General features: G+C 56.8%; 16 protein-coding genes and 2 pseudogenes. 14 read left to right on the forward strand and 4 right to left on the reverse strand.

Going from position 1 to position 21,431, the window contains the following annotated elements; translation table 11 throughout:
* Positions 1 to 4 precede the first annotated feature (4 nt).
* From IDH41_RS08190 to IDH41_RS08225, 8 genes and pseudogenes are all read left to right on the forward strand, one after another.
* Positions 5 to 1,093, forward strand: a complete 1,089-nt coding sequence (locus IDH41_RS08190) for an amidohydrolase/deacetylase family metallohydrolase (protein WP_190859930.1) — start codon at positions 5 to 7, stop codon at positions 1,091 to 1,093.
* Positions 1,071 to 2,177, forward strand: coding sequence for a DgaE family pyridoxal phosphate-dependent ammonia lyase (locus tag IDH41_RS08195; RefSeq protein ID WP_190859931.1), 1,107 nt, complete (start codon positions 1,071 to 1,073; stop codon positions 2,175 to 2,177). The genes IDH41_RS08190 and IDH41_RS08195 overlap by 23 nt, the downstream gene beginning before the upstream one ends.
* Entirely contained in the window at positions 2,177 to 2,932 is a 756-nt protein-coding gene (gene dagF, locus IDH41_RS08200) for a 2-dehydro-3-deoxy-phosphogluconate aldolase (protein ID WP_190859934.1), read from the forward strand. Before IDH41_RS08195 ends, dagF begins: the two co-directional genes overlap by 1 nt.
* Positions 2,925 to 3,938 (forward strand): sugar kinase, encoded by a 1,014-nt coding sequence (locus tag IDH41_RS08205; protein ID WP_190859936.1) that lies wholly within the window; start codon positions 2,925 to 2,927, stop codon positions 3,936 to 3,938. The genes dagF and IDH41_RS08205 overlap by 8 nt, the downstream gene beginning before the upstream one ends.
* 28 nt (positions 3,939 to 3,966) lie before the next feature.
* Positions 3,967 to 4,689 carry a GntR family transcriptional regulator gene (locus IDH41_RS08210; RefSeq protein ID WP_190859938.1) on the forward strand — a complete coding sequence of 241 codons (723 nt, stop codon included), beginning with the start codon at positions 3,967 to 3,969 and terminating at the stop codon, positions 4,687 to 4,689.
* Positions 4,690 to 4,900: 211 nt separating this feature from the next.
* On the forward strand, positions 4,901 to 5,479 hold the full coding sequence (locus IDH41_RS08215; RefSeq protein WP_190859940.1) for a TetR/AcrR family transcriptional regulator: 579 nt from the start codon (positions 4,901 to 4,903) through the stop codon (positions 5,477 to 5,479).
* Between the two features lie 165 nt (positions 5,480 to 5,644).
* Positions 5,645 to 5,875, forward strand: a pseudogene (locus IDH41_RS08220) (zinc-binding dehydrogenase); the annotation flags it as partial.
* A gap of 27 nt (positions 5,876 to 5,902) precedes the next feature.
* Entirely contained in the window at positions 5,903 to 6,601 is a 699-nt protein-coding gene (locus tag IDH41_RS08225; protein WP_190859941.1) for an SDR family oxidoreductase, read from the forward strand.
* Positions 6,602 to 6,785: 184 nt separating this feature from the next.
* On the opposite strand, the gene IDH41_RS08230 is transcribed toward IDH41_RS08225, so the two are convergent.
* The 4 genes from IDH41_RS08230 to IDH41_RS08245 all read right to left on the reverse strand — a co-directional run bounded on the left by IDH41_RS08230 (position 6,786) and on the right by IDH41_RS08245 (position 8,624).
* Complete coding sequence (locus IDH41_RS08230; RefSeq protein ID WP_190859943.1) at positions 6,786 to 7,472, reverse strand: DUF4386 domain-containing protein; 687 nt, start codon at positions 7,470 to 7,472, stop codon at positions 6,786 to 6,788.
* Between the two features lie 32 nt (positions 7,473 to 7,504).
* Positions 7,505 to 7,723 (reverse strand): helix-turn-helix transcriptional regulator, encoded by a 219-nt coding sequence (locus IDH41_RS08235; RefSeq protein ID WP_190859945.1) that lies wholly within the window; start codon positions 7,721 to 7,723, stop codon positions 7,505 to 7,507.
* Between the two features lies 1 nt (position 7,724).
* A complete protein-coding gene (locus IDH41_RS08240) occupies positions 7,725 to 8,171 on the reverse strand; it encodes a hypothetical protein (protein ID WP_190859946.1) in 447 nt (148 codons plus the stop codon).
* A gap of 165 nt (positions 8,172 to 8,336) precedes the next feature.
* A complete protein-coding gene (locus IDH41_RS08245; RefSeq protein WP_190859948.1) occupies positions 8,337 to 8,624 on the reverse strand; it encodes a hypothetical protein in 288 nt (95 codons plus the stop codon).
* A gap of 315 nt (positions 8,625 to 8,939) precedes the next feature.
* Between IDH41_RS08245 and IDH41_RS08250 the strand changes: the two genes are divergently transcribed.
* The 6 genes and pseudogenes from IDH41_RS08250 (at position 8,940) to IDH41_RS31915 (ending at position 21,400) form a co-directional block, all read left to right on the forward strand.
* On the forward strand, positions 8,940 to 11,210 hold the full coding sequence (locus IDH41_RS08250) for an AraC family transcriptional regulator (RefSeq protein WP_190859951.1): 2,271 nt from the start codon (positions 8,940 to 8,942) through the stop codon (positions 11,208 to 11,210).
* A gap of 260 nt (positions 11,211 to 11,470) precedes the next feature.
* The gene (locus IDH41_RS08255; RefSeq protein WP_223829553.1) at positions 11,471 to 12,439 is read left to right on the forward strand and encodes an ABC transporter permease; all 969 of its coding nucleotides are present in this window, start codon (positions 11,471 to 11,473) and stop codon (positions 12,437 to 12,439) included.
* Positions 12,440 to 12,555: 116 nt separating this feature from the next.
* A complete protein-coding gene (locus tag IDH41_RS08260; protein WP_190859955.1) occupies positions 12,556 to 13,455 on the forward strand; it encodes a carbohydrate ABC transporter permease in 900 nt (299 codons plus the stop codon).
* Positions 13,456 to 13,502: 47 nt separating this feature from the next.
* Positions 13,503 to 15,170 (forward strand): extracellular solute-binding protein, encoded by a 1,668-nt coding sequence (locus tag IDH41_RS08265; protein ID WP_190859957.1) that lies wholly within the window; start codon positions 13,503 to 13,505, stop codon positions 15,168 to 15,170.
* Positions 15,171 to 15,439: 269 nt separating this feature from the next.
* Positions 15,440 to 17,365, forward strand: a pseudogene (locus IDH41_RS32270) (rhamnogalacturonan lyase); the annotation flags it as partial.
* Positions 17,363 to 21,400, forward strand: coding sequence for a GDSL-type esterase/lipase family protein (locus IDH41_RS31915; protein WP_449867047.1), 4,038 nt, complete (start codon positions 17,363 to 17,365; stop codon positions 21,398 to 21,400). The pseudogene IDH41_RS32270 and the gene IDH41_RS31915, both read left to right, overlap by 3 nt.
* Positions 21,401 to 21,431 lie beyond the last annotated feature (31 nt).

Genomic DNA, 21,431 nt, shown 5'->3' on the forward strand with positions numbered 1-21,431 from the left:
GAACATGGGTACTGTACTGCGAAATACGAAACGGCTGGACGGGCAGGCAGCCGACATTGTCATAGAAGACGGCAAGATCGCCGCGATCGTCCCTCCGGGGACGGGCGAAGGCGAGGTCGTCGCCGAAGGCGGCTGCGTATCCGGCGGCTGGATCGACATGCACGTGCACGCCTTCCGCGAGCTTAACCCGTACGGCGATGCGGTCGACGAGATCGGCGTGAAGCAAGGCGTGACGACGATCGTTGACGCCGGCAGCTGCGGCGCCGACCGCATCGGGGAGCTGCGTGCGGCGGGCAGCCGGGCAGCCACCCGGCTGCTGGCCTTTCTGAACATTTCCCGGATCGGTCTGGGGCGCATCGACGAGCTGTCGGATCCGGCATGGATCGACGAGACGGCCGTGAAGGAGGCTCTGCATGCCTACCCGGACTTCATTGTCGGGCTCAAGGCGCGGATCAGCCGCAGCGTGGTGAAGGAGCAGGGCATCGAGCCGCTAAGGCGCGCCCGTCGGCTTTCTGAGGCGACGGGGCGGTCCTTGATGGTCCATATCGGCTCGGGGCCGCCGGCAATCGACGAGGTGATGGCGCTGCTCGCGCGGGGCGATATCGTCACCCACTATTTGAACGGCAAGGCCAACAACCTCTTCGACGGGCAAGGACGGCCGCTTCCCGCGCTGCTGGACGCGATAGCGCGCGGCGTGCATCTGGACGTCGGCCACGGGTCTGCGAGCTTCTCTTTCCGCGTGGCGGAACAAGCCCGGGCGGCCGGAGTTCCGCTGCACACGATCAGCACGGACATCTACGAGAGCAACCGGCTCCGCGGGCCCGTCTACAGCCTGGCCGATGTGATGAGCAAGTTTCTCTATCTTGGCTACAGTCTGCAAGAGGTTGTAGACGCCGTGACGGTCAAAGCGGCGCGATGGCTGGGAAGGCCGGAGCTCGGCGAGCTGAAGGTCGGCGGAGCGGCCGATCTGACGCTGTTCGACGTCGTGCGGGGGAGCAAGACGCTGATCGATTCCGAAGGGGAGACGCGTACGGCGGATACTTATATTCAAGCCAAAGGAGCAGTTATCGATGGATCATACTTTGCATGCTAAATACGGATTGAAGCGCGTCGTCAACGCCAGCGGCCGGATGAGCATCCTCGGCGTCTCGGCTCCGGCCGACGGCGTCATGGACGCGGTGAAGACGGGCGGCCAGAGCTATGTGGAGATGGCCGATCTGCTCGACAAGTCCGGCGCGTACGTTGCGAGGCTGCTGAATGCCGAGGATGCGGTCGTCGTCAATTCCGCCTCCAGCGGAATCGCCATGACCGTGGCGGCCGTCGTCACGCGCGGCGACAATCGGGCCAGCCTGAAGCTGCATCAGGAGCTGCCCGCGAATAACGAGATCATTCTGTTCAAGGGACATAATGTCCAGTACGGCGCTCCGGTCGAGACGATGGTCGCGCTCGGCGGAGGCAAGCTCGTCGAGGTCGGCTACGCCAACGAAGGCCGCAAGGAGCATCTGGAGATGGCGATTAACGAGCGTACGGCGGCGATCCTGTTCGTGCAATCGCATCACTGCGTCCAGAAGAACATGATCAAGGTCGAGGACGCGTGGGAAGTGGCGCGGCGCCGCGGCGTGCCGCTGATCGTCGACGCCGCCGCCGAGGAGGATCTGCGCAAGTACCCGGCATGCTCGGACCTCGTCATCTACAGCGGCTCCAAGGCGATCGAAGGCCCGACCTCCGGCATCGTGGCGGGCAAAGCCGGCTATGTCGGCTGGGTGAAGACGCAGCTGCATGGCATCGGCCGAAGCATGAAGGTGGGCAAGGAGTCGATCTTCGGGCTGCTGCAGGCGCTGGACGAGTATTTCGTTAAGGAAGACAAGAGCGGGGAGGAGCGCGCGGCGCTGGCGGCGCTGGACGTCCTGAACGAGCTGCCGGGCGTGAGCGTCGGCATCGTCCAGGACGAGGCCGGCCGGGCGATCTTCCGCGGGCGGATCAAGATCGACGAAGCGGCGGCAGGCCTGTCCGCTCGCGCGGTCAACGATGGGCTGCGAGGCGGCGACATTGCGGTCTATACACGGGATTACGGACTCGCGCAAGGGTATTTCGACCTCGATCCGCGTTCGCTCCAGGGCGACGATCTGCAGGTGATCATTACGCGCATTCAAGACATTATTGGAGGAGATCGGTAATGGCAAGCATCTATAACCGGTTGTACAAGAACAAAGCGGCGCTCAACGTGCTGGCAGGCAGCATCGGCAATGCCCGCGACGTATACGAAGCGGCGGAAGGCCACATCGTCGTCGGGGTGCTCTCCAAGGCGTATCCCGATGCTTCGGCGGCGGCGGAAGCGATGAAGCAGTACGGCGCGGCTATCGAGGACGCGGTATCGATCGGTCTCGGCGCGGGCGACAACCGCCAGGGAGCAGTCGTGGCGGAGATCGTCAAGTCGTATGCGGGCAATCACGTCAACCAGATCCTCCCGGCCGTCGGCGCCACCAGCGCCAACCTGGGCGGCCGCGAGAGCTGGATCAACGCGCTCGTGTCGCCTTGCGGCCAGCCGGGTTACGTGAACATCTCAACGGGCGTGTTCAGCGCGGCCGCTCCCGACAAGGCGATCGTTCCGGTCAAAGCGGCGATCGAGCTGGTGCGGGATATGGGCGGCCATGCGCTGAAGTACTTCCCGATGCAGGGACTGAAGCTGGAGGACGAATACCGCGCCGTCGCCAAAGCTTGCGGCGAGGAAGGCTTCGCGCTGGAGCCGACCGGCGGCATCGACCTGGACAACTTCGGCAACATTCTCGAGATCGCGCTGGAGGCGGGCGTCCCGCAGGTGATCCCGCATGTCTACTCGTCGATCATCGATCCGGCGAGCGGCGATACGCGAGTGGACGATGTACGCACGCTGCTCGGCGAGCTGAAAGCGCTGGTCGATCGCTATGTCTAGGATAGCCGCGTTCGGCGAAGTGATGATGCGCCTGGAGACGCCGGGCTTCCAGACACTGTCCCAAAGCGGCAATCTCGCCTATTCCTTCTCGGGGAGCGGGGTCAACGTCGTCTCGGCGCTGGCCCGTTTCGGCCATGAGGCGTATCTGGCCAGCACGCTGCCGGACAATCCGCTCGGCGACGCCGCGCTGGCGCATCTGCGCAAGCTGGGCATTCAGACGCCGTTCGTGAACCGGGGCGGCCGGTATATCGGGATGTACTTCCTGGAGCATGGCTTCGGGATTCGTCCAAGCAAGGTGACCTACACGGACCGGCTCGGCAGCAGCTTCAATACCGTGCCGAACGCCCCGGGCGACTGGGAGCGGATCGCCGCCGCGGTCGATGCGGTTCACTTCTGCGGCATCACGCTCGCGATGAACGAGCTGGCCCGCACGCAGATCAAGCAGCTGGCCCGCGAGGTCAAGAGCCGCGGCGGCACGGTGATCTTCGACTGCAACTACCGTCCGTCGCTGTGGGGCGAGGACGGCTATGCGGCGGCGGCGCCGCATTACCGCGACATGCTGGAGCTGGCGGACATCGTCTTCATGAACGAGAAGGACGCGATGCTGACGCTCGGCATGCCGAGCGGCGCGACCGACCGGTTGGCGCAGCTGCAGGAGCTCATCCCGCAAGTGGCGAAACAGTACGGAATCGCCATGATCGCCGGCACGCATCGCAAGGTTAACGGGGACAACACCCATACGTTGGCCGGCTACCTGTATGCGGAAGGAGCCTTCCGCTTCGCGCAGCCGTCCACCTTCTCGGTGTACGACCGGGTCGGCGCGGGCGACGCGTATGCGAGCGGCATGATCCACGCCTGGCTGAGGGGCTGCGATCCGCAATTCGCGGTCGATTACGCGACGGCCGCGGCGGTGCTCGCGCATACGGTGCACGGCGATACGCCGATGGCGACGGAGGCCGATGTCGTGAAGGCGATGTCCCGCGCGGCCGGCGACGTCGAACGATAAGACGGAGATAGGAGAGGAGGGAGCAGGGATGACGATCACCCGCAAGAAAGGCCCGCTGTATTTGCAGGTCAAAAAAATCGTCAAAGATCGCATCCTTCACGGCGTCTATCCGCTGGGCGGCCATATCCCGCCGGAGCCGCAGCTGGAGAAGGAGTTCAACGTCAGCAAGATGACGGTGCGCAACGCGATCCGGGAGCTGGCCGAGGAAGGCTATGTCGAGAAAAAAAGCGGCATCGGCACCATCGTCCTCACCAACATGTCGGTCTCCCGCCTCTCCAAGGGCAAGCGGTTCACCGAGCTGCTTGTCGAGGAGGGGCATCGCCTCGAGAAGAGGCTGATCTCGACGGCCCGCGAGAATCTGGAGCCGGGGACGGAGCTGCACGGCCAGCTCGGACCGGAAGCGATCCGGATCGAGCGGCTGTATGTGCTGAACGACCGGCCGTACATCCACATCCTGCACTATCTGGCCGCCGACGTATGGTCAAAGGCGGAGCAGGAGGCGGGCGGGCTGCCATTCGAATCGTTGTACGATTTGCTGGAGGAGCAGGATATCGTGCTGGACAACTTCCGGGACGCTTTCTCGGTAGGCGCAGCTTCGGCCGAGACGGCGAAGCTGCTCGGCGTGCCGGCAGGGACGCCGCTGCTCGTGCGACTTCGCCGCACGCATGATGTCGCGGGCCGGCTCGTTGAGTACAGCATCGGCTATTACCAGACGGGGCTGCAGCCGTATTTGGTCAGTTACGACACGTAAGGAAGGCGCATCGAAGGGGGATTATGGGGAGTTCATCCCATGTCGCTCATCTCGAAAAGGCCATCCCGTAAAGGATGGCCCTAAAACAGTCAGCGAGGAGTACCGTACCATTGGTGACGGCAAACTCGCGACGTGACGAATGAATCGTTAAGACTTCAATTCTTTACTGATCGTTCTCAATATGCTATATTGATGACGGGAGGGAAATGGAATGGCGAGAAGCAAGGAGTTTGAAGAGAACGAGGTTTTGGATAAAGCGATGAGGCTCTTCTGGGAACAAGGTTACGAGAAGACGTCGATGACCGATCTGGTCGAGCGCATGGGCATCCATCGCAGAAGCTTGTATGACACATTTGGCGACAAACATATGCTGTTCCTGAAAGCGATGGATCGTTTTGGCGAGAAATTCAACGCTGAGCTTGCAGCTGGAGTGAAGCGGTCCAAGACGGCCAAAGAAGCTCTTCAGTTTATTTTTGGCTTCATGATTGATGGACATGCAGATTCGCCTCCAGGCTGTCTCATGGTGAATTCCGCAGTGGAATTGGCAGTGCGCGATGACGTTGTCGACGCCAAGCTCACGAAGGTGTTCACAGCAGCAGAACGGCAGCTCAAGGAAATTATCATATGGGGGCAGCGGGACGGTGAATTTTCCACGGAACATGATGCCGAAGAATTGGCCGAATATCTGCATAATGTATGGGTTGGTTTAAGGGCAATGGCAAGAATGTCGGTTGCCAAAGAAAAGCTTCACCGCATCGCCCGCACATCGATGAAGCATTTAGAGGCGTAACATTTTTTTCTTTAAATTAGAACGATCGTTCCCGTAAAGCTTTTGCCCCAAGCTATTTCTCCCTTTCGCAATCAAGGCTTGCGCATTAACTAGAATGATCGTTCTCAAATGTGAACCGAAAATAACGAACGAGGAGGAACAAGTCAATGCCTAACCAACAAAAGACGAAAGTTTACCAAGCTGGAGAAAAAATATAAGGTCAAGTACGGTTTCCTGTTTATGAAACCAAGCGGCAAACAATTGGAGATCCTTACCGAGTGGATTGAATCCGATAAAATAAAGCCCGTTATTGATCGGATATATTCTTTTGAAAACTCCCAACAAGCAATAGCGTACTCCGAATCGGGCAGAGCAAAAGGGAAGATTATTATATCAATGAAGGAATCGCTTGCCTAAAACAAATCATAAAGGAGCAAATGAAAAATGAACATTTCCGAACAAGTTGCTTTGGTCACCGGCGCGAACCGAGGTTTTGGCCGCCATCTGGCTCTTGAACTTCTATCCAGGGGATCTAAGGTGTATGCCGCAGCAAGAAATCCGGAGTCCATTGACATTCCCGGAGCAATACCTGTCAAATTGGATATTACCGACCCTCAAGCGGTTGCCGCTGCTGCAATGGCTGTGAAGGATGTTACGCTGCTGATCAACAATGCAGGCTCGTCTACGGGCGCATCTTTGCTTGACGGCGATCTCGATAAAATCCATTTGGAATTAAATACGCACTTCTTCGGCACCTTATTCATGGTTCGTGCTTTCGCGCCTGTCCTTGCGAATAATGGGGGAGGGGCCATTCTGAATATTTTATCCGCATTATCTTGGTTAAGTATGGGAAGCAGTGGAGCGTATTCGGCTGCGAAGGCGGCAGAGTGGGCACTGACGAACGATTTGCGCATCAATCTGTACCCACAAAATATTCGAGTTGCCGGCTTGCATGTAGGCTATATGGAGACAGACATGACTTCAAGCGTTAATGCGCCTAAGGCCAATCCTGCAGAGATCGCCAAAATCGCAATTGATGGAATAGAATCCGGAAGCTTTGAGATTGTTGCCGATGATACCAGCCGCGGCGTCCAAAGCGCATTGGCCGGCGGTGTAGCCGCGATCTACCCGCAGTTTGCTTAAGCTAAATCAGCTTAGTAAGTCAATCTCCAACTTTAAAAAGGCCTTGGCAGCAAAGATCAAGCGAATAAAGTCAAAACCCCGAAAATACTCGGGGTTTTTGTCCAAAGCGCATTTGCGAAGTCAGATTCTAATAAAGTAAAGGGCCATCCGGCGAATTATTTGGGTGAATCGGGGCTTCAGATCTTTATTCACGCCCGGTCAATCCTTTCATGATCAGCCATATAGCCAGAACCAATTGTTGAACGGCTATCGGAATATTCAACATCATGTAGGCTGCATCCAGACCGATGAAGCGCATCATAAATAATAAGCTTGCCAATAGGGACAAGGCAGACCCGATAAGACCCGAAACGGACAACCAGCGCGGAACTGATTTGGCTTGGTAAAATAGGCAGTTCATCATGAACATTGCCAGAACAAAGGCCAGCGTCGTTGCCACATGGTTCACCAAATCGCGTCCTTCCCGCAACAATGCGCCAACGGTATGAAAATACGAACCATTCAGCGTTCCGGCTATTGCGAATTCGTCGCTTAATGCCAACAGCAGCAGAAGAAGGATTACGCCAATTATAATGAACACGCCCGCAATGATGCCGAAAGCAACGGATCCAAGAGCCAAACCTTTATTGTGCTTGCTCAAAACCGGATACATCGTAATCGGAATGCCAACATAGGAAATAACCATCAATAACTGGAAAAACGCTCCCAGCAGTACCTGGCTTTCATCGGTAGTAGCCTTGACTAGGTAGTCTGCTCCGTCAATAACGGGAACAACGCTGAATAGACCTGTAACCAACCCGGCTATGAATAAGACCCCGGTAATGACTGCAGACCTTCTACCTGAATTTGCACGCTTCCTCAATCCATCCATTGCAAGCTTCACTCCCCTGTTTTATCCACGTGTTATTGCTTATCCTCATATTGAAAGACCTCTTCGATGGACTTTCCGAAAACGCGCGCGATGCGAAAAGCCAGCTCCAACGAAGGCGAATAATTCCCCTTCTCGATCGCAACGATCGTTTGTCTGGTGACCCCGGCCTTATCCGCCAGCTGCTGCTGGGTCATCTCGTTATGTTGAAAGCGAAGATTCCGAATATGATTGCTGATCGCATCCTTACCCATGTCAAACTCCTTTCCGATAAAAATAAAATTGAGCGATACGACCCAGCAGATCGGATAAAAAACCGAAGAAGATCAACAAAAGAAACGTTAAATAAGTTGGAAGATCCGTAACGAGCGGAACCATGGATAGTATAAACCCGAAGAAAAACACATAAAGCGAAATCCGGTCCGCCTTCAGCTCGATGATTTTATCGAACTCGTCTTCAAATGAAGGCCCATCTTCATTCGTGGCCATTTTATTGATGATGACAAACACGATATGAATGATAACCTTAGCGACAATCGACACAGGGAGCAGCACCAGAAGGAAGGAGCCCCAAAAACGGAAGTCGGTGTCCGAAGTGATGCTGCCTTCTTCGGCATTTTGAATCGCGTAGAACGTGTAGAGGGTGAAGATGAGTAGGCTGCTGATGATGGAAACAAAAATTTTTTTCTCTTGATAGGACATATTGACCTCCTAATTGAGCAATGTAAACTAAACTATACATAATGTAATAAAAACTAGACCAACTGTCAAATTTATTTTACATATGGTTGTTCACTAGGAAGGCGCAGTCGGAATTCGTTTGAGAACAGAGTTCTCAATATCGACGACGGGTGTCGGCATCTCTACTTACAAAAAGCTGTTAAGCAGCAGGGTCATGCGGGCGGGACGGAACGAGGACAAGAACGATGCTGGCGTGCGGGGCATCGCTAGCATCATTATTCGCACCGAATGCGAAGCATTGGCCGCGCGATCTGCCAAGAGGCAGCGCGTCATATGGTTAAGCCTGCGATTGTGCAGGCTTTTGGTCGCCCCATGCGTGATGCGAAGCGAATGCCTGCGAATGCGCATCCTTTTTCGATCAGTACGTACAAAAGGGGGGATTTTGTGCCAAAATTGCTGTACATACGCAGGCATGCCGTCGGTCCTCCTCAATGATGGCACAAAGGCTGCACAATCGCAGGCTTTGCGCCCGAGCTCCGGTGGAGATGATTACTTGGAAAGACCGACTCCACGGCATCGGGCAATCGCTGGAGCTTACCGGCGCTGCGGAGCGCGGGTTCGCCCTCAATTTTATTATATGATTTCGCCTAATTATTATATTGTCCCGCTAAGGCGGCTCGCTGTAAGATCATGGTAAACGTAACGAGGCAGATGGCGTATCAAATTGCCTAAATTAATGAAAGCGTTTTCTAACACTTGCCTGGCCTAGAAATTTTTTGGGGGGACCATATGAAACGGATACCTATGATGCTGCAGCTCATCGTCATCTTGTTTTGCGTCATGGCCGTTCCGACGGTGATCTTGACCTGGTACAGCGGCGAGCAGATTTTGCGGAATTCCGAGCAGGCCATTGCGGAATCTTCGCTTGCCGGGTTGAACGCGAGCCGCAAGCTGAGCGAGAATGCGCTGAACAACTTGGCCCAGAATACGGTGCGGTTAACCGCCACCCATATTTTCGACCGGATTCGCCCGTACGAAACGTTCGCCGAACTGAATTCGAATTTCAATACGGTCAGCAACGCGAGGGCCGTCCTGCAGGAATTGGCGAACTTGAACCGCATCGGCGAAGGGGTGTATTCCTCGTTCTTCCACCTCACCGATTCGGACTACGTCGTGTCGACCGACAAAGGCATCAAGAAGCTGGAGCGGTATGAATCGCTCGATTGGATGAAGGAAGCGCTTGCCGGGCAGAGAGGAATCAGCGGCGTATGGTACCCGCGCAAGCTCGATTCGGGGGTTAACGTCGTATCGTACGTGCTGCCGCTCAATCGGCTGTCCACCACGACGCGCGGGACGATCGTCGTCAATTTGAGGGAAAGCCAGATTGAAACCTATTTCCTCTCGTCCGGCACGGGCCAGCAGGAGTATATGCTCCTGAATGCGAACGGCATCGTGATCTCCCACAAGGACAAAAGCCTGCTGCTTAAGAACGGCGGCGAGAAGCCGGTCGTTCAGGACGTTTTGAAGCAAAACGCGGCGGAAGGCTATCTGTTCCGCGAGCTTGAGGGCGAGCGATCGCTGTACACGTGGTCGCGGTCGAAGCGATTCGGCTGGATCAACGTGAACGTCCACTCCGTCAACGAATTGATGGCCGCTTCCCATGCGATGCAGCGGAATATTATGCTGCTCACCGCCGTTATTATTTTGGCAGGGGCCGTGCTGACCGTCTTTCTCGCGACCTGGGTTTCGAAGCCGGCGAGAGAGCTGGTCCGGGCGATGCGCAACCGCAACAATTTAGGAATCAAAGGCAAGAACGAGCTCGCTTTTCTCGACGCGTCGTTCAAGCGCATGCAGGAAGAGGAGGAAGCGCTCAACCGGCTGCTCCATGTTCGCGAGCAGGATGCCCGCAGCCTTGCGGTGCATCAGCTGATCCGCGGCGAATTTACGCCGCAGGCCGCCGAGCTGTTCCCGGCGCCGTACTTCGTCGTCGCCATCGTCTCCATCGACCGCTACCGAAATTATGTAAGCAAGAACAACCCGGAGACGCGCAGCTATCATCGTTATCTGCTTATCGCGCATTGCGAAAGCCTGTTCCAGGAAGAGGTGCACGCGCGGTGCGTCTATCAGGGCGACGGCTGCTTTGCCATCGTGATCAACTACTGGCAATCGGAAATGGGCAGCGCCGGCGCAGGCATCCACGCCCTGCTTGCCGCAACCCGGGACAAAGCGGCAGAGCTGCTGGACCATTCCGTTACGATCGGCGTGAGCAGCCCGGCGGAGGAGAACGACAGCGTGCCTGACCGCGTCGTCGAAGCGATGGAGGCCATTAAGCAGCGGATGATCGCGGGAAGCGGCGGGATTCTGTACGGGAAAGAGGAGGCCGGACGCGACAAAAAATATATTTATCCGGCCAACGGCGAACGGCGCATCCTCAACTTCCTGGATAACGGCGATCTCGAAAGCGTCAAGAAAGAATTGCAAATGATCGGCGGCGAGATTCGTTCCGCCGATTACGTATCCTACGATAATATTTTATTCGTTTACCACCAATTGGCGGGCGTCACGATCAAGCATCTTCGAGAGAAAAACGTCAACACGGCGCGCATTTTCGCAGGGAGAGGCAACATTTACGCCGCGCTCGCCTCGATCGATACGCTGGATGAGCTCGAACAATACGTTTACGAATTTTGCCGCGAAATCGTCCAATACCTTGCGCGCGCCACGGGCGAGGCCAACCATCGCGGGGAGCGGATCATCAAGTACCTGAACGAGCATTATCGCGAAGAGATCGTGTTCCAGGAGATGGCGAAGGAAATCGGCATCAGTTACTCGTACATGCGCAAGATCGTGTATGAGATGACGGGCAAAAGCTTGATCGATTATCTCAATCTGCTTCGCATCGAGAAGGCGAAGGAGCTGCTCGTGGACTCGGGCCTTACGATCGCGCAGATCGCGTCCGATGTCGGCTACTACAACGTACAGAGCTTCAACCGGTTTTTCCGCAAATTCGAGGGCATGCCGCCGAGCGGATACAAGTCCGCAAAGTCTAGGACGTCGTAAGCGCAGGCTCCGTCTCATCCATTGCTGCCACTTCTGCCTTCACGGCCTGCGGTGGCAGCTTAACTTTTGCTACCGCCTATCAAAATTGATCATTGCACCGCCGCAGAAGCGCGGAAATAGCGGGCGAAGATCAAAAATGAAGGGCGAAGATCAAACATCAACATTTACCGGCCCAAAATGAAAGCGCTATGATGAGAACAACCCGGAGACATCCGCTGGCGGAATGCGCCGGGAACGTCAAGTCAACAGGAGGTGAGACTTTGAAAGCTGCAGGAGCTGCGAAGGCCGGAAATAAAATCGTTTCCCTGCCATACAAAGGCGAAAAACGGGGGATCTTCTACTATGTTCGCCGGGACTGGCAGCTCTACGCGCTGCTGCTCGTTCCGTTATCGTTCGTCCTCATCTTCAAGTACGCGCCGATGTCCGGACTGTTGCTTGCGTTTAAAGAGTACAAGATCGCAAGAGGGTTCTGGGGCAGCGAATGGGTCGGCTTCGAAGTGTTCCAGGAGCTGTTCGCCAAGCCCGACTTCGGCCGCGCGGTTCGCAATACGCTGCTGCTCAACGTCCTGGATCTGCTGTTCAGCTTTACGATGCCGATCGTGCTCGCGTTATTGCTGAACGAGATCAAGGGCGCCGTGTTCAAGCGCGTGAACCAGACGCTGCTCTACCTGCCGCATTTCCTGTCGTGGGTCATCATCGGCGCCATCGCCTATCAACTGCTGGGCGAAGGCAGCGGCATGGTCAACAATCTCGTCGAGCAGCTGGGCGGAACCCGTATCCCCTACCTGCAGGAGGATACCCATTGGCTGTTCAGTTACCTCGCCATCGGCGTATGGCAGAGCATGGGCTGGGGAACGATTATTTACTTGGCCGCCATAACCGGGGTCAACCCCGAGCTGTATGAAGCGGCGACCGTGGATGGGGCGGGACGGCTGCGCAAAATGTGGAACGTGACGCTGCCCTCGATCCGGATGACAATCGTCACCTTGCTGATTTTAAGCTTGGGCAACGTGATGGGCGGATCGTTCGAGCGGATACTGGCGTTGTCGAACAAGGCGACGACCGAGTTCACCACGACCATCCCGGTATTGGTATTCCGCTGGGGGATCGAAGGCGGGGATTTCAGCCGCGCGACGGCGCTCGGGTTGTTCCAGGCGGTCATCGGGCTTATTCTCGTGCTGCTCGCCGACCGGATCGCCAAGAAGCTTGGCGAAGACGGATTGATTTAAAATATAGGAAAGTATAAGTTTCACTTTTATACTGACGCCTATATTTCACCGCGAAACGTAAGCTTTTGCCGCCAGAGGACGGCGATAGCCGTTTACGCTTGGAAAGGAGGCGAACGATGAAATCATCCAACCATACCTTCCCGGCATCGCACAGGCGGCGACTGGACGTTTGGGATGTGCTGATCCGTCTTATCTTGCTTGCGGCATCGGTGGCTTGTCTGCTGCCGTTCGTCCATGTCGTCGCCAAATCGTTAAGCGACGACGCCTATGTCATCGCGCAGAAGGTGTTTCTTGTTCCGAAAGGGTTTACATTGGAGGCCTACAGCAAAATTTTCGCCGACGATAGCATCCTGCGCTCGCTCTATGTAAGCGTTATCGTCACCGTATTGTTCACGATCGCGGGGATGATCGTCACGATTTGCGCGGCGTATCCGCTATCCCGGCCTCAGCTGAAAGGGCGCGCGGCGCTTACCTTTATTTGCGTGTTCACCTTGTACTTCGGCGGGGGCATCATTCCCGACTACTTGCTGGTCAACAGCCTCGGCATGCTCGATACGATCTGGTCGCTCGTGCTGCCGCTTTCGTTCAGCGCCTTCAATCTGCTGATCCTGAAGAGCTCGATCGCAAGCAGCATTCCGGTAAGCCTGGAGGAATCGGCGAGGATGGACGGCGCGGGGCATTTCCGCATCCTGACTAGTATCGTCCTGCCGCTCTCCAAGCCGATCCTTGCGACGCTGTCCCTCTTCTACGCGGTCGGACGATGGAATGCCTATCAAGACGCATTGTTCTACATCAAGCACAATGTCGACCTGCGGCCGCTGCAGCTGAAGCTGTATTATTTGGTCGTCCAGGCAAGCGAGAGCTTCCAGCTTGAGGCGACGACCGTGGAGCTCAGCAATCCGGAGGTGCTTAAGGCGTCGGTCGTCGTCTTCGCGACGCTGCCGATCATCTGCGTTTATCCGTTTATCCAGAAATATTTCGTTCAAGGCGTCATGCTCGGATCGGTCAAGGGATAGCCTTGCGGCCCGAATAATCGCCACTATGACAATATGGGGGAATAACGATGAGCAAACAGAGAATCGTCGCCATGTTCATGGCATTGATCATGATCGCGGGCCTTCTGGCGGCCTGCACGAGCAACAATAACGGCGGCGGCGCGGGCAACGGCTCGAACGGGCCGTCTCCGTCCGCTAACAATTCCGGCGCCGAAGGGACGGGCGAGCCGCCTGGCGACGGATATCCCGATTACTCGCAGGGCTTCCCGGAGCCGGTCAATCTCGATATTCCGGTCTATGAACGTGCGTTCGAGGGCTGGAACGTGACCGACAACTTCTATACGCGCTGGATTCAGAAGGAATTCGGCGACAAATACAACATCAAAGTCAATTTCGTGCCGATTACGCGCAACAACGAAGTGACGGATTACGAGCAGCTGCTGGCGGCGCACAAAGCGCCGGAAATCATTTTCCACTACGACATGCCTCAAGCGCTTGCCTATTACGGCGAAGACGTCATGCAGCCGCTGGAATGGGATGAGATTGCCAACTATGCCCCTACGTATTGGAAGAATATGGGTGAAACGATTGAGCAATACGGCGTCGTGGACGGGAAGAACATGTTCGTCTTCGCCGCGCGCCCGGACACGGATAACTATGTCGGCCTGATCCGCAAAGACTGGGTAGAGAAGGTCGGCATGAAGGTGGAAGACCTGACCTCGCTGGAGAAGTATAACGAGATGCTCGCGAAGTGGAAGGAAGCGGGGCTCGGCGTCCTCGGCGGTTCTCTGACCCGGAACAACTACAATTACAGCTACGCCTTCCGCGATTGGCCGATCGATCCGAAGTACCGCGCGCTTTATTCCGATCTTGCCGTCGCGGACTTTACGACCAAGGATACCGAGGGCTGGCTGCGCAACCTGAACTACCAATTCAATAACGGCCTCATCGACAAGGAGTTTTATTTGCGCGACGACGACAACAAGGTCAAATCCGAGTTCGTAGCGGGCAGAACGGGAACGTACGGGTTCTATCTGGCCAGCAACACCGACGTCTTCGAAGCGACGCTGAAGAACAATCCGGAAGCCGAATTCGCCGTCGTGCCGCCCGGCGCCGGCGTACCGGAGGGCCTCGTGCCGCAGGGCCGGGCCTATTGGCCGTTCGGCTTCATCATGGGCATCAACTACGAATCGACGGCCGAGGAACGCGCCGCCGTCTGGATGTATCTCGAATGGATGAGCCAGCCGGAGAACCTGTTCGTCCTGCAGAACGGCATCGAAGGCGAGAACTATACGCTCGATAGCGAAGGACTCCCGGTGAAGGCTCCGGATTTCAAAGGCGAATCCGTCCTCTCCCAGAACAACAACAAGGATTATTGGGGACTTGTAACCGAATCGGCGGTGTTCGCGACTCCGGAATTGACGCTTAAAGCCAATATGCGGAACTGGGCGCCCGCAGGCTACGAATACATTGCCGAAGACTTGATCAAATACCGGAACGAGACGGCGGAATATCGCACGCCGGATGCGCTGTTCACCGTCGTGCTCGAGAAGGTGAACGAGTACAAGGCGGACCTGAACGCCCTCTTCCAGGAGCTGTACCTGGACATTGTCCTTGCGCCGGAAGCCGAGTTCGACGCGAAATACGAGGAAGCGAAGAAGGAGTTCCTCGAGGCCGGCTATCAGGAGATTCTGGACGAGAAGCAGAAGGCGATCGACGCAGGCCAGTTCCGGTAATTCGATTGAAAAGAAAGAACAGGGGGAAGGGGATCGATGCTCCTTCCTTCTATGGATCTCCTTCGTTTCTGGGCTCAGCCTCGCCGTCATCTGGAGCCGCAATAAACGAAGAGGAAAGTTCATCGCTAGGGGGTGTTCACGTAAAGCGTTTCAAATAAAATGGAACCGCTTTCTTTTTTGGGAGATTAGCAGATTACGAGGAGGGTTGAATTGACATCGGGTCCAGTCACGGGATGTTCTGGATTGGAATTTAATAGAGGAGTGAGTTTATGGATATCAGAGCCTTATCCGTTAAAAAACCGTTTATCGCATTCCTTTTGTCGTTTCTCATCGTTTTTTCGCTCGTCGTTTCGCCGACTCCGGGTCATGCGGACTCATCCGGCAGTCTGCCGGCCCGCCAGGGGGAGTATCTGAACCGCGGCTTGGTTGCGGTTCTGGTCGATAACGGCGTGTTCTTAAGCTGGCGCTATTTGAATACGGATCCGGACGAAATCGCTTTCAACGTGTACAAAAACGGCTATAAAGTGAACGCGGCGCCCATTAGCGGCGTGACGAACTACGTGGACGCAACCGGTGCCGACAGTTCCCAATATCAGATTTCCGCCGTGATCAACGGCAAGGAAGTTATGCAGCAGGAGACGGCTTCGGTCTGGCATAACGATTATTTGCCGATTCCGCTGAATAAGCCGGCCGACGGCAGAACGAAGGACGGCGGTCACTATTCGTACATCGCGAGCGACGCTTCCGTGGCGGATGTGGACGGCGACGGGGAGTACGAAATCGTCTTTCTGTGGAACCCGAGCAACGCGAAGGACAATTCTCACGCCGGCTTTACCGGCAATGTCTATATCGATGCGATCGAGCTGGACGGAACGAAGCTCTGGCGTATTGACCTTGGCGTCAATATCCGGGCAGGCGCGCACTATACGCAGTTAATGGTGTACGACATGGACGGCGATGGCAAAGCCGAAGTCGTGGTCAAGACGGCGGACGGGACGAAGGACGGCAAAGGCAACGTGATCGGCGACGGCACCAAGGATTACCGCAACGGCGGCGGCTATATCCTGTCGGGACCGGAATATCTTACGCTGTTCGACGGCGAGACCGGAGAAGCGTTATCCACCGTCAATTACGAAGTTCCAAGGGGCGACGTGGGCGCGTGGGGCGACGGCTACGGCAACCGCGTGGACCGCTTCTTAGCTGCCATCGCTTATTTGGACGGCGTCAAACCCAGCGTCGTTATGACCCGCGGCTATTATACGCGCAGCGTGCTGGCCGCTTACGACTATGTGGGCGGCGAGCTGGTGAAGCGTTGGCTATTCGATACGGATGCCGCCGGCGAGCAATACGAAGGACAAGGCAATCACGGGTTAAGCGTGCTCGATGTCGACGCCGACGGCAAGGACGAGATCATGTTTGGCGCACTCGCGATCGACGACGACGGAACCGTGATGTACAGCACCGGACTCGGCCACGGCGATGCGATGCACGCCGGCAAGCTGAATCCGAATCGGGACGGCTATCAGGTACTGAGTGTGCATGAGAACAGGAATGCCGAGTACGGGATCGAGATGCGCGATGCCGCAACGGGCGATATCATCTGGGGCGAGTTTACGGGCATAGACACCGGACGCGGCATGTCGGCGGATATCGACCCGACCTATCCGGGCTACGAATCATGGGCCTCCACCATTATCGAAGGGCAAATGGAGCCCGTAACCCGCGTATATTCGGCGGCCGGAGATGTGATCTACGAAGGGACCGAAGCGCCGAAGAGCGCCAACTTCGCGATCTGGTGGGACGGAGACCTGCAGCGGGAGCTGTTCGATCACGTATGGGATAACGCCGCGGCCACAGGAATTCCGGTCATATACAAGTGGGATTACGAGAACAAGAGGCTGAATGAAATCATGAGGGCGGCCGGCGCCTTGACCAACAATCACACCAAAGGAAATCCGGCGATCCAAGCGGATCTGCTCGGAGATTGGCGCGAGGAGCTCTTGCTTCGGAACGAAGACAGCACCGAATACAGACTGTATACGACGACGATTCCTACGGCATACCGGATTCCGGCATTGATGCAGGACCCCGTATACCGCCTCGGCGTTGCCTGGCAGAACGTGGGCTATAATCAGCCGCCGCACACGGGGTTTTATATCGGCGCGGAAGCGACCGGCTTCCCGAAAGCGGATATCGATCTCGCAGGCGGCGGAGAAGCGCCGGAGCCGGTCTATCGTTTTGACTTCGGCACGGACACCGCAGCCGGGATGACCGGCGTGCAGGACACGCTCTATTCGGCGGAGACGGGCTACGGTTTCGATAATACAACCGGCATGACCGTGGGCGCAGGCAACGTTGCCTTGCCGGACAACGCCAAATTCGCCGTTGACTTGCCGAATGCGAATTACAAAGTAACGGTCAAGCTTGGCGATGACGCGCGCGACTCGAGCGCCGGCGTCAAATCCGAATTCGTTCAGAAGCTGGCCGTGACGGGCGTTAATGCGGGAGAGCCGCTGGTCTACTCCTATGACATCGCACTGGTGGACGGCCAGCTGGAATTCATCTTCTCCGGCACGGCTATCGACGTGCAGGAAATCATGATCGAGAAGTATCGGGAGAAAACGGCCGGGGCCGCAACGACGATCTATATGGCCGGCGATTCGACGATGCAGTCGTACAGCGAGCTGCAGGCTCCGCAGCAAGGCTGGGGCCAGCAATTCGGCCATTATTTCTCGAACGGCGTAGTCGCCCGGAACCATTCGATCGGCGGCAGAAGCAGCAAATCCTTTATGGTCGACGGTCGTCTGGATGCGATATTGCGCGAGATCAAGCCGGGTGATTTCTTCTTCGTCTCCTTCGGCCACAACGACGCCAGCGCCGGTATTCCGGAACGTTACGCATCTCCGGAGGATTATAAAACGTATCTGGCGCGCTATGTGAACGGAGCCAGACAGCGCGGCGCGACGCCGGTGCTGCTTACGCCGGTAGGACGCAGGGATTTCAATCTCATTACACAGGAATTTAACGTGAGCTTCCCTGAATACGTAGAGGCTGCCAAAGAAGTCGCGGAAGAACTCGATGCGGCGCTGATCGATCTGAGCCGGCTGAGCATCGCGCATTACAACAAAGTAGGCCTCGCGGCTACCGAGGAGATCTTCCTCTATGCCTATCCGGGACAATATCCGAAATATCCGAACGGCGTTAACGATAATACGCATTTCAGCGCCAAGGGTGCACAGGTGATTGCCGGATTGGTTGCGGGTGCGGTCAAAGAAATGGAGCTCGGCATTGCGCCGTTCGTCATCGACCCGGACATCGGCGAACCGGAGCCGGAACCGGAAAGTCAAATCTATGTAGAGGACTTCGAAGGAGATCCAGCCGCCGTCCAATATGCGATGGTGAACGCCACCGGCATTGCGGGGCAGATGTCGGGAACGGTCGTTGAGCAGAACGGCAACAAGCTGCTGAACGTTGCGGGTTCCGGGTCAGGAAACCGCTCGAAGGTGTTCCGCATCTTCGATGCGATCGGCGGCGATATCGTTAACGTGAACTTCGACTGGCATACCGGCAATGTCGGCGCTTTCCCGTCCGAAGGACATTTGTCGCTGCAGGACGCGAACGAGAATTTGATTATAACGTTGTATACGACAAGCGGCTCCAACTCGACGATCGGTTATTTCCCGGGCCATTATGCGCCTGATTACGGTACGGGCAGCACGGCCATTCCGGGCGGACTGAACACGGACATCGCGAAGAACCAGTGGGTCAACGTGGATGCGGCGATTCACTTCGCCGAGAAGACGATCGATTTGACCTTGACCGGCCTGGCGGACTCCAGCGTCACGCAGACGATCGAGGATATTCCGATGAGCGCAGGCACCGCTTATGCCGATAACGTAAGAGCGATGCGCTTCCTCGGGACGAGAAAAGGCGGCGGCGGGACGCTGAACTGGACGACGCAGATCGATAACGTGCGGATCGAAGGCACGACGCTTCCGCCGGCTGCTGCCGACCAGACCGCTTTGGCAGCGCTGCTGGAAGAGGCGAAGGCGCTCGACCTGTCGGCTTATACGGAACAATCGAAAGCCGTGCTGAACAAAGCGCTCGCGGCCGCCGAGGCGATTATCGGCACCGAAGCGACGCAGGCCGAGGTGGATCATGCGTTCAACATGCTGACCGTCGCCATGGCGTCGCTGACGAGCGAGCCTCCTCATGAGGCTGACGAATACCGATTCGACTTTGGCTCCGGCAGCGCAGCCGAAGGGTATGTCAAGGTGGACGCCAAACGGGCCTACGTGGAAGGCAACGGCTATGGGTTTGCCGATACCTCGCTTGTCGAGGACGCGAACCGCGAAACCGGAAACGCGCTTACGGAGGATTTCACCCGGGTGAACGGCACCTCCTTCCTGGCGGAAATAGAGCCGGCCAACTACCGCGTCACGATGACGCTCGGCGATGCGCAGGAAGCCACTAACGTCGGCGTTGCGGCAGAGCAAATGAACAAATGGCCGATCGCGACCATTCCGGGCGGGGAATTCAAGGAGGTCACGTTCGACATCGCTCTGATCGACGGCGTATTCAACTTCGAATTTTCGGGCAACACGCCGAAGATCAATGCGCTGAAGATCGAACGTCTGCCGGACAACGGCGCAGGCGATAAACCGGTTATTTATTTGGCGAGCGATTCCACGGTTGCCAATTACGCGGAAAGCTATCGTCCGCAGGCCGGATGGGGCGAGACGCTGGGCGATTACTTCGATTTGGAGCAGATCGGCATCGATAACCGGGCCATAGGCGGACTCAGCAGCAAAACCTTCCTGGCTGGCGGGCATCTGAACGATATTCTGCTCTCCGTACATGTTGGGGATTATCTGTTCATGCAGTGGTCCCATAACGATTCCACGCCGTCGCGTCCGGAGCGATACCTCACGCCGGAGCAATTCAAAGTTTACTTGAAGACGTATATCGACGGCGCCGTGCAAAGAGGGGCGATTCCGGTGCTGGTCACGCCGGTGAACAGACGCGATTTCAACGGAGAAACGCTTAATAAGAGCTTCCCGGAATACGTGCAGGCGATGAAGGAAACGGCGCAAGAAACCGGAACGCTGCTGGTCGATCTGAACCAGGCCAGCTGGGAACACTTCCAGGAGCTTGGTCCGGAAGGAACCAAAGACATCTTCATGTTGGTAGACGGGAAGGAAGACAACACGCACTTGCAAATGAACGGCGCCATCAAGGTCTCCGAGATGGCGGCAAGGCTTGTGAAAGAGCTCAATATTCCGCTTTCCGCCTTCGTCACTGTGGAAGAACCGGAAGTTCCGCCGGGCGAGCATTGGGCCAAAGCATCCGTATCCGGGCCGGGCAGCGCCTATGCCGGCCAGGCGGTGGAATTGGAGGTTGGCGTATCGCAGGTATGGCAAGGATTTGCCGCCATGGATGTGATCGTCCAATACGACGCGGCGAAATTGGAATTCGATACGACGCCAGGGGAGAACGGCCAGGCGGCGCTTGCGGAGAGCGCTATCGCATCCGGCCGGGACAATCTGCATGTTCTCGCGACCGCCGTACGTCCCGATGGCCAAATTCGCGTTATTCTGATGAGCGCGGGCGAGGACCATGCCGTGACGGCCAGCGGCGAGCTATTCGTCCTTCGCGGGAAAGTGAGGTCGGATGCGCCGAGCGGAAGCGCGAATACGGCATTGATCAAGTTCGAAGTATCCCGCGACGGGACGGCGGGCATCGCCGACATCGCCGAAGCGCATCAAACGATTGCCATCGATCAGACGCCGCCGGTCGAGTCGGATAAATCGGCATTGGTTCAGGCGATTGCGTCCGCGCAGAATCAGCTGGCCCAAGCGGAAGAAGGCGACAAAATCGGCAAGTACGAAGCCGGCGCGAAAGCCGGGCTGCAAGCGGCCATTGACGCCGCGGCGGCTGTCCGCGGCAACGATTCGGCCGCGCAAGCGGAAGTCGACGCGGCAACCGCCGCGCTGAACGCCGCGATTCAGCAGTTCCGCTCCAAGTTCATCAGCCTGGTTGAAGGCCAGACGCAAATTACGATCCGCGACCTGTCCATCATCGCGAATTACTTCGGCGCCAAGTCGGACGATCCGAACTGGAGCGAAATTGCGAAGGCCGATCTGTTCGGGGAGGGCGAAATCAATATCCGCGTACTCGCCGCCGTCGCGCAGATGATTTTGACGGACTGGAGCTCGAGCTCGGAAGCGTAGACGATTCGATCAATAAGAAGGCAGGGGGAAG

The sequence above is a fragment of the Paenibacillus arenilitoris genome, assembly GCF_014705655.1.
GTDB lineage: Bacteria > Bacillota > Bacilli > Paenibacillales > Paenibacillaceae > Pristimantibacillus > Pristimantibacillus arenilitoris.

What these genes read in the sequence shown, in the direction of transcription:
- IDH41_RS08190 (WP_190859930.1), top strand. Translation starts at nt 5, where the DNA reads ATGGGTACTGTACTGCGAAATACGAAACGGCTGGACGGGCAGGCAGCC.
- IDH41_RS08195 (WP_190859931.1), top strand. Translation starts at nt 1,071, where the DNA reads ATGGATCATACTTTGCATGCTAAATACGGATTGAAGCGCGTCGTCAAC.
- dagF (WP_190859934.1), top strand. Translation starts at nt 2,177, where the DNA reads ATGGCAAGCATCTATAACCGGTTGTACAAGAACAAAGCGGCGCTCAAC.
- IDH41_RS08205 (WP_190859936.1), top strand. Translation starts at nt 2,925, where the DNA reads ATGTCTAGGATAGCCGCGTTCGGCGAAGTGATGATGCGCCTGGAGACG.
- IDH41_RS08210 (WP_190859938.1), top strand. Translation starts at nt 3,967, where the DNA reads ATGACGATCACCCGCAAGAAAGGCCCGCTGTATTTGCAGGTCAAAAAA.
- IDH41_RS08215 (WP_190859940.1), top strand. Translation starts at nt 4,901, where the DNA reads ATGGCGAGAAGCAAGGAGTTTGAAGAGAACGAGGTTTTGGATAAAGCG.
- IDH41_RS08225 (WP_190859941.1), top strand. Translation starts at nt 5,903, where the DNA reads ATGAACATTTCCGAACAAGTTGCTTTGGTCACCGGCGCGAACCGAGGT.
- IDH41_RS08230 (WP_190859943.1), bottom strand. Translation starts at nt 7,472, where the DNA reads ATGGATGGATTGAGGAAGCGTGCAAATTCAGGTAGAAGGTCTGCAGTC.
- IDH41_RS08235 (WP_190859945.1), bottom strand. Translation starts at nt 7,723, where the DNA reads ATGGGTAAGGATGCGATCAGCAATCATATTCGGAATCTTCGCTTTCAA.
- IDH41_RS08240 (WP_190859946.1), bottom strand. Translation starts at nt 8,171, where the DNA reads ATGTCCTATCAAGAGAAAAAAATTTTTGTTTCCATCATCAGCAGCCTA.
- IDH41_RS08245 (WP_190859948.1), bottom strand. Translation starts at nt 8,624, where the DNA reads ATGCCTGCGTATGTACAGCAATTTTGGCACAAAATCCCCCCTTTTGTA.
- IDH41_RS08250 (WP_190859951.1), top strand. Translation starts at nt 8,940, where the DNA reads ATGAAACGGATACCTATGATGCTGCAGCTCATCGTCATCTTGTTTTGC.
- IDH41_RS08260 (WP_190859955.1), top strand. Translation starts at nt 12,556, where the DNA reads ATGAAATCATCCAACCATACCTTCCCGGCATCGCACAGGCGGCGACTG.
- IDH41_RS08265 (WP_190859957.1), top strand. Translation starts at nt 13,503, where the DNA reads ATGAGCAAACAGAGAATCGTCGCCATGTTCATGGCATTGATCATGATC.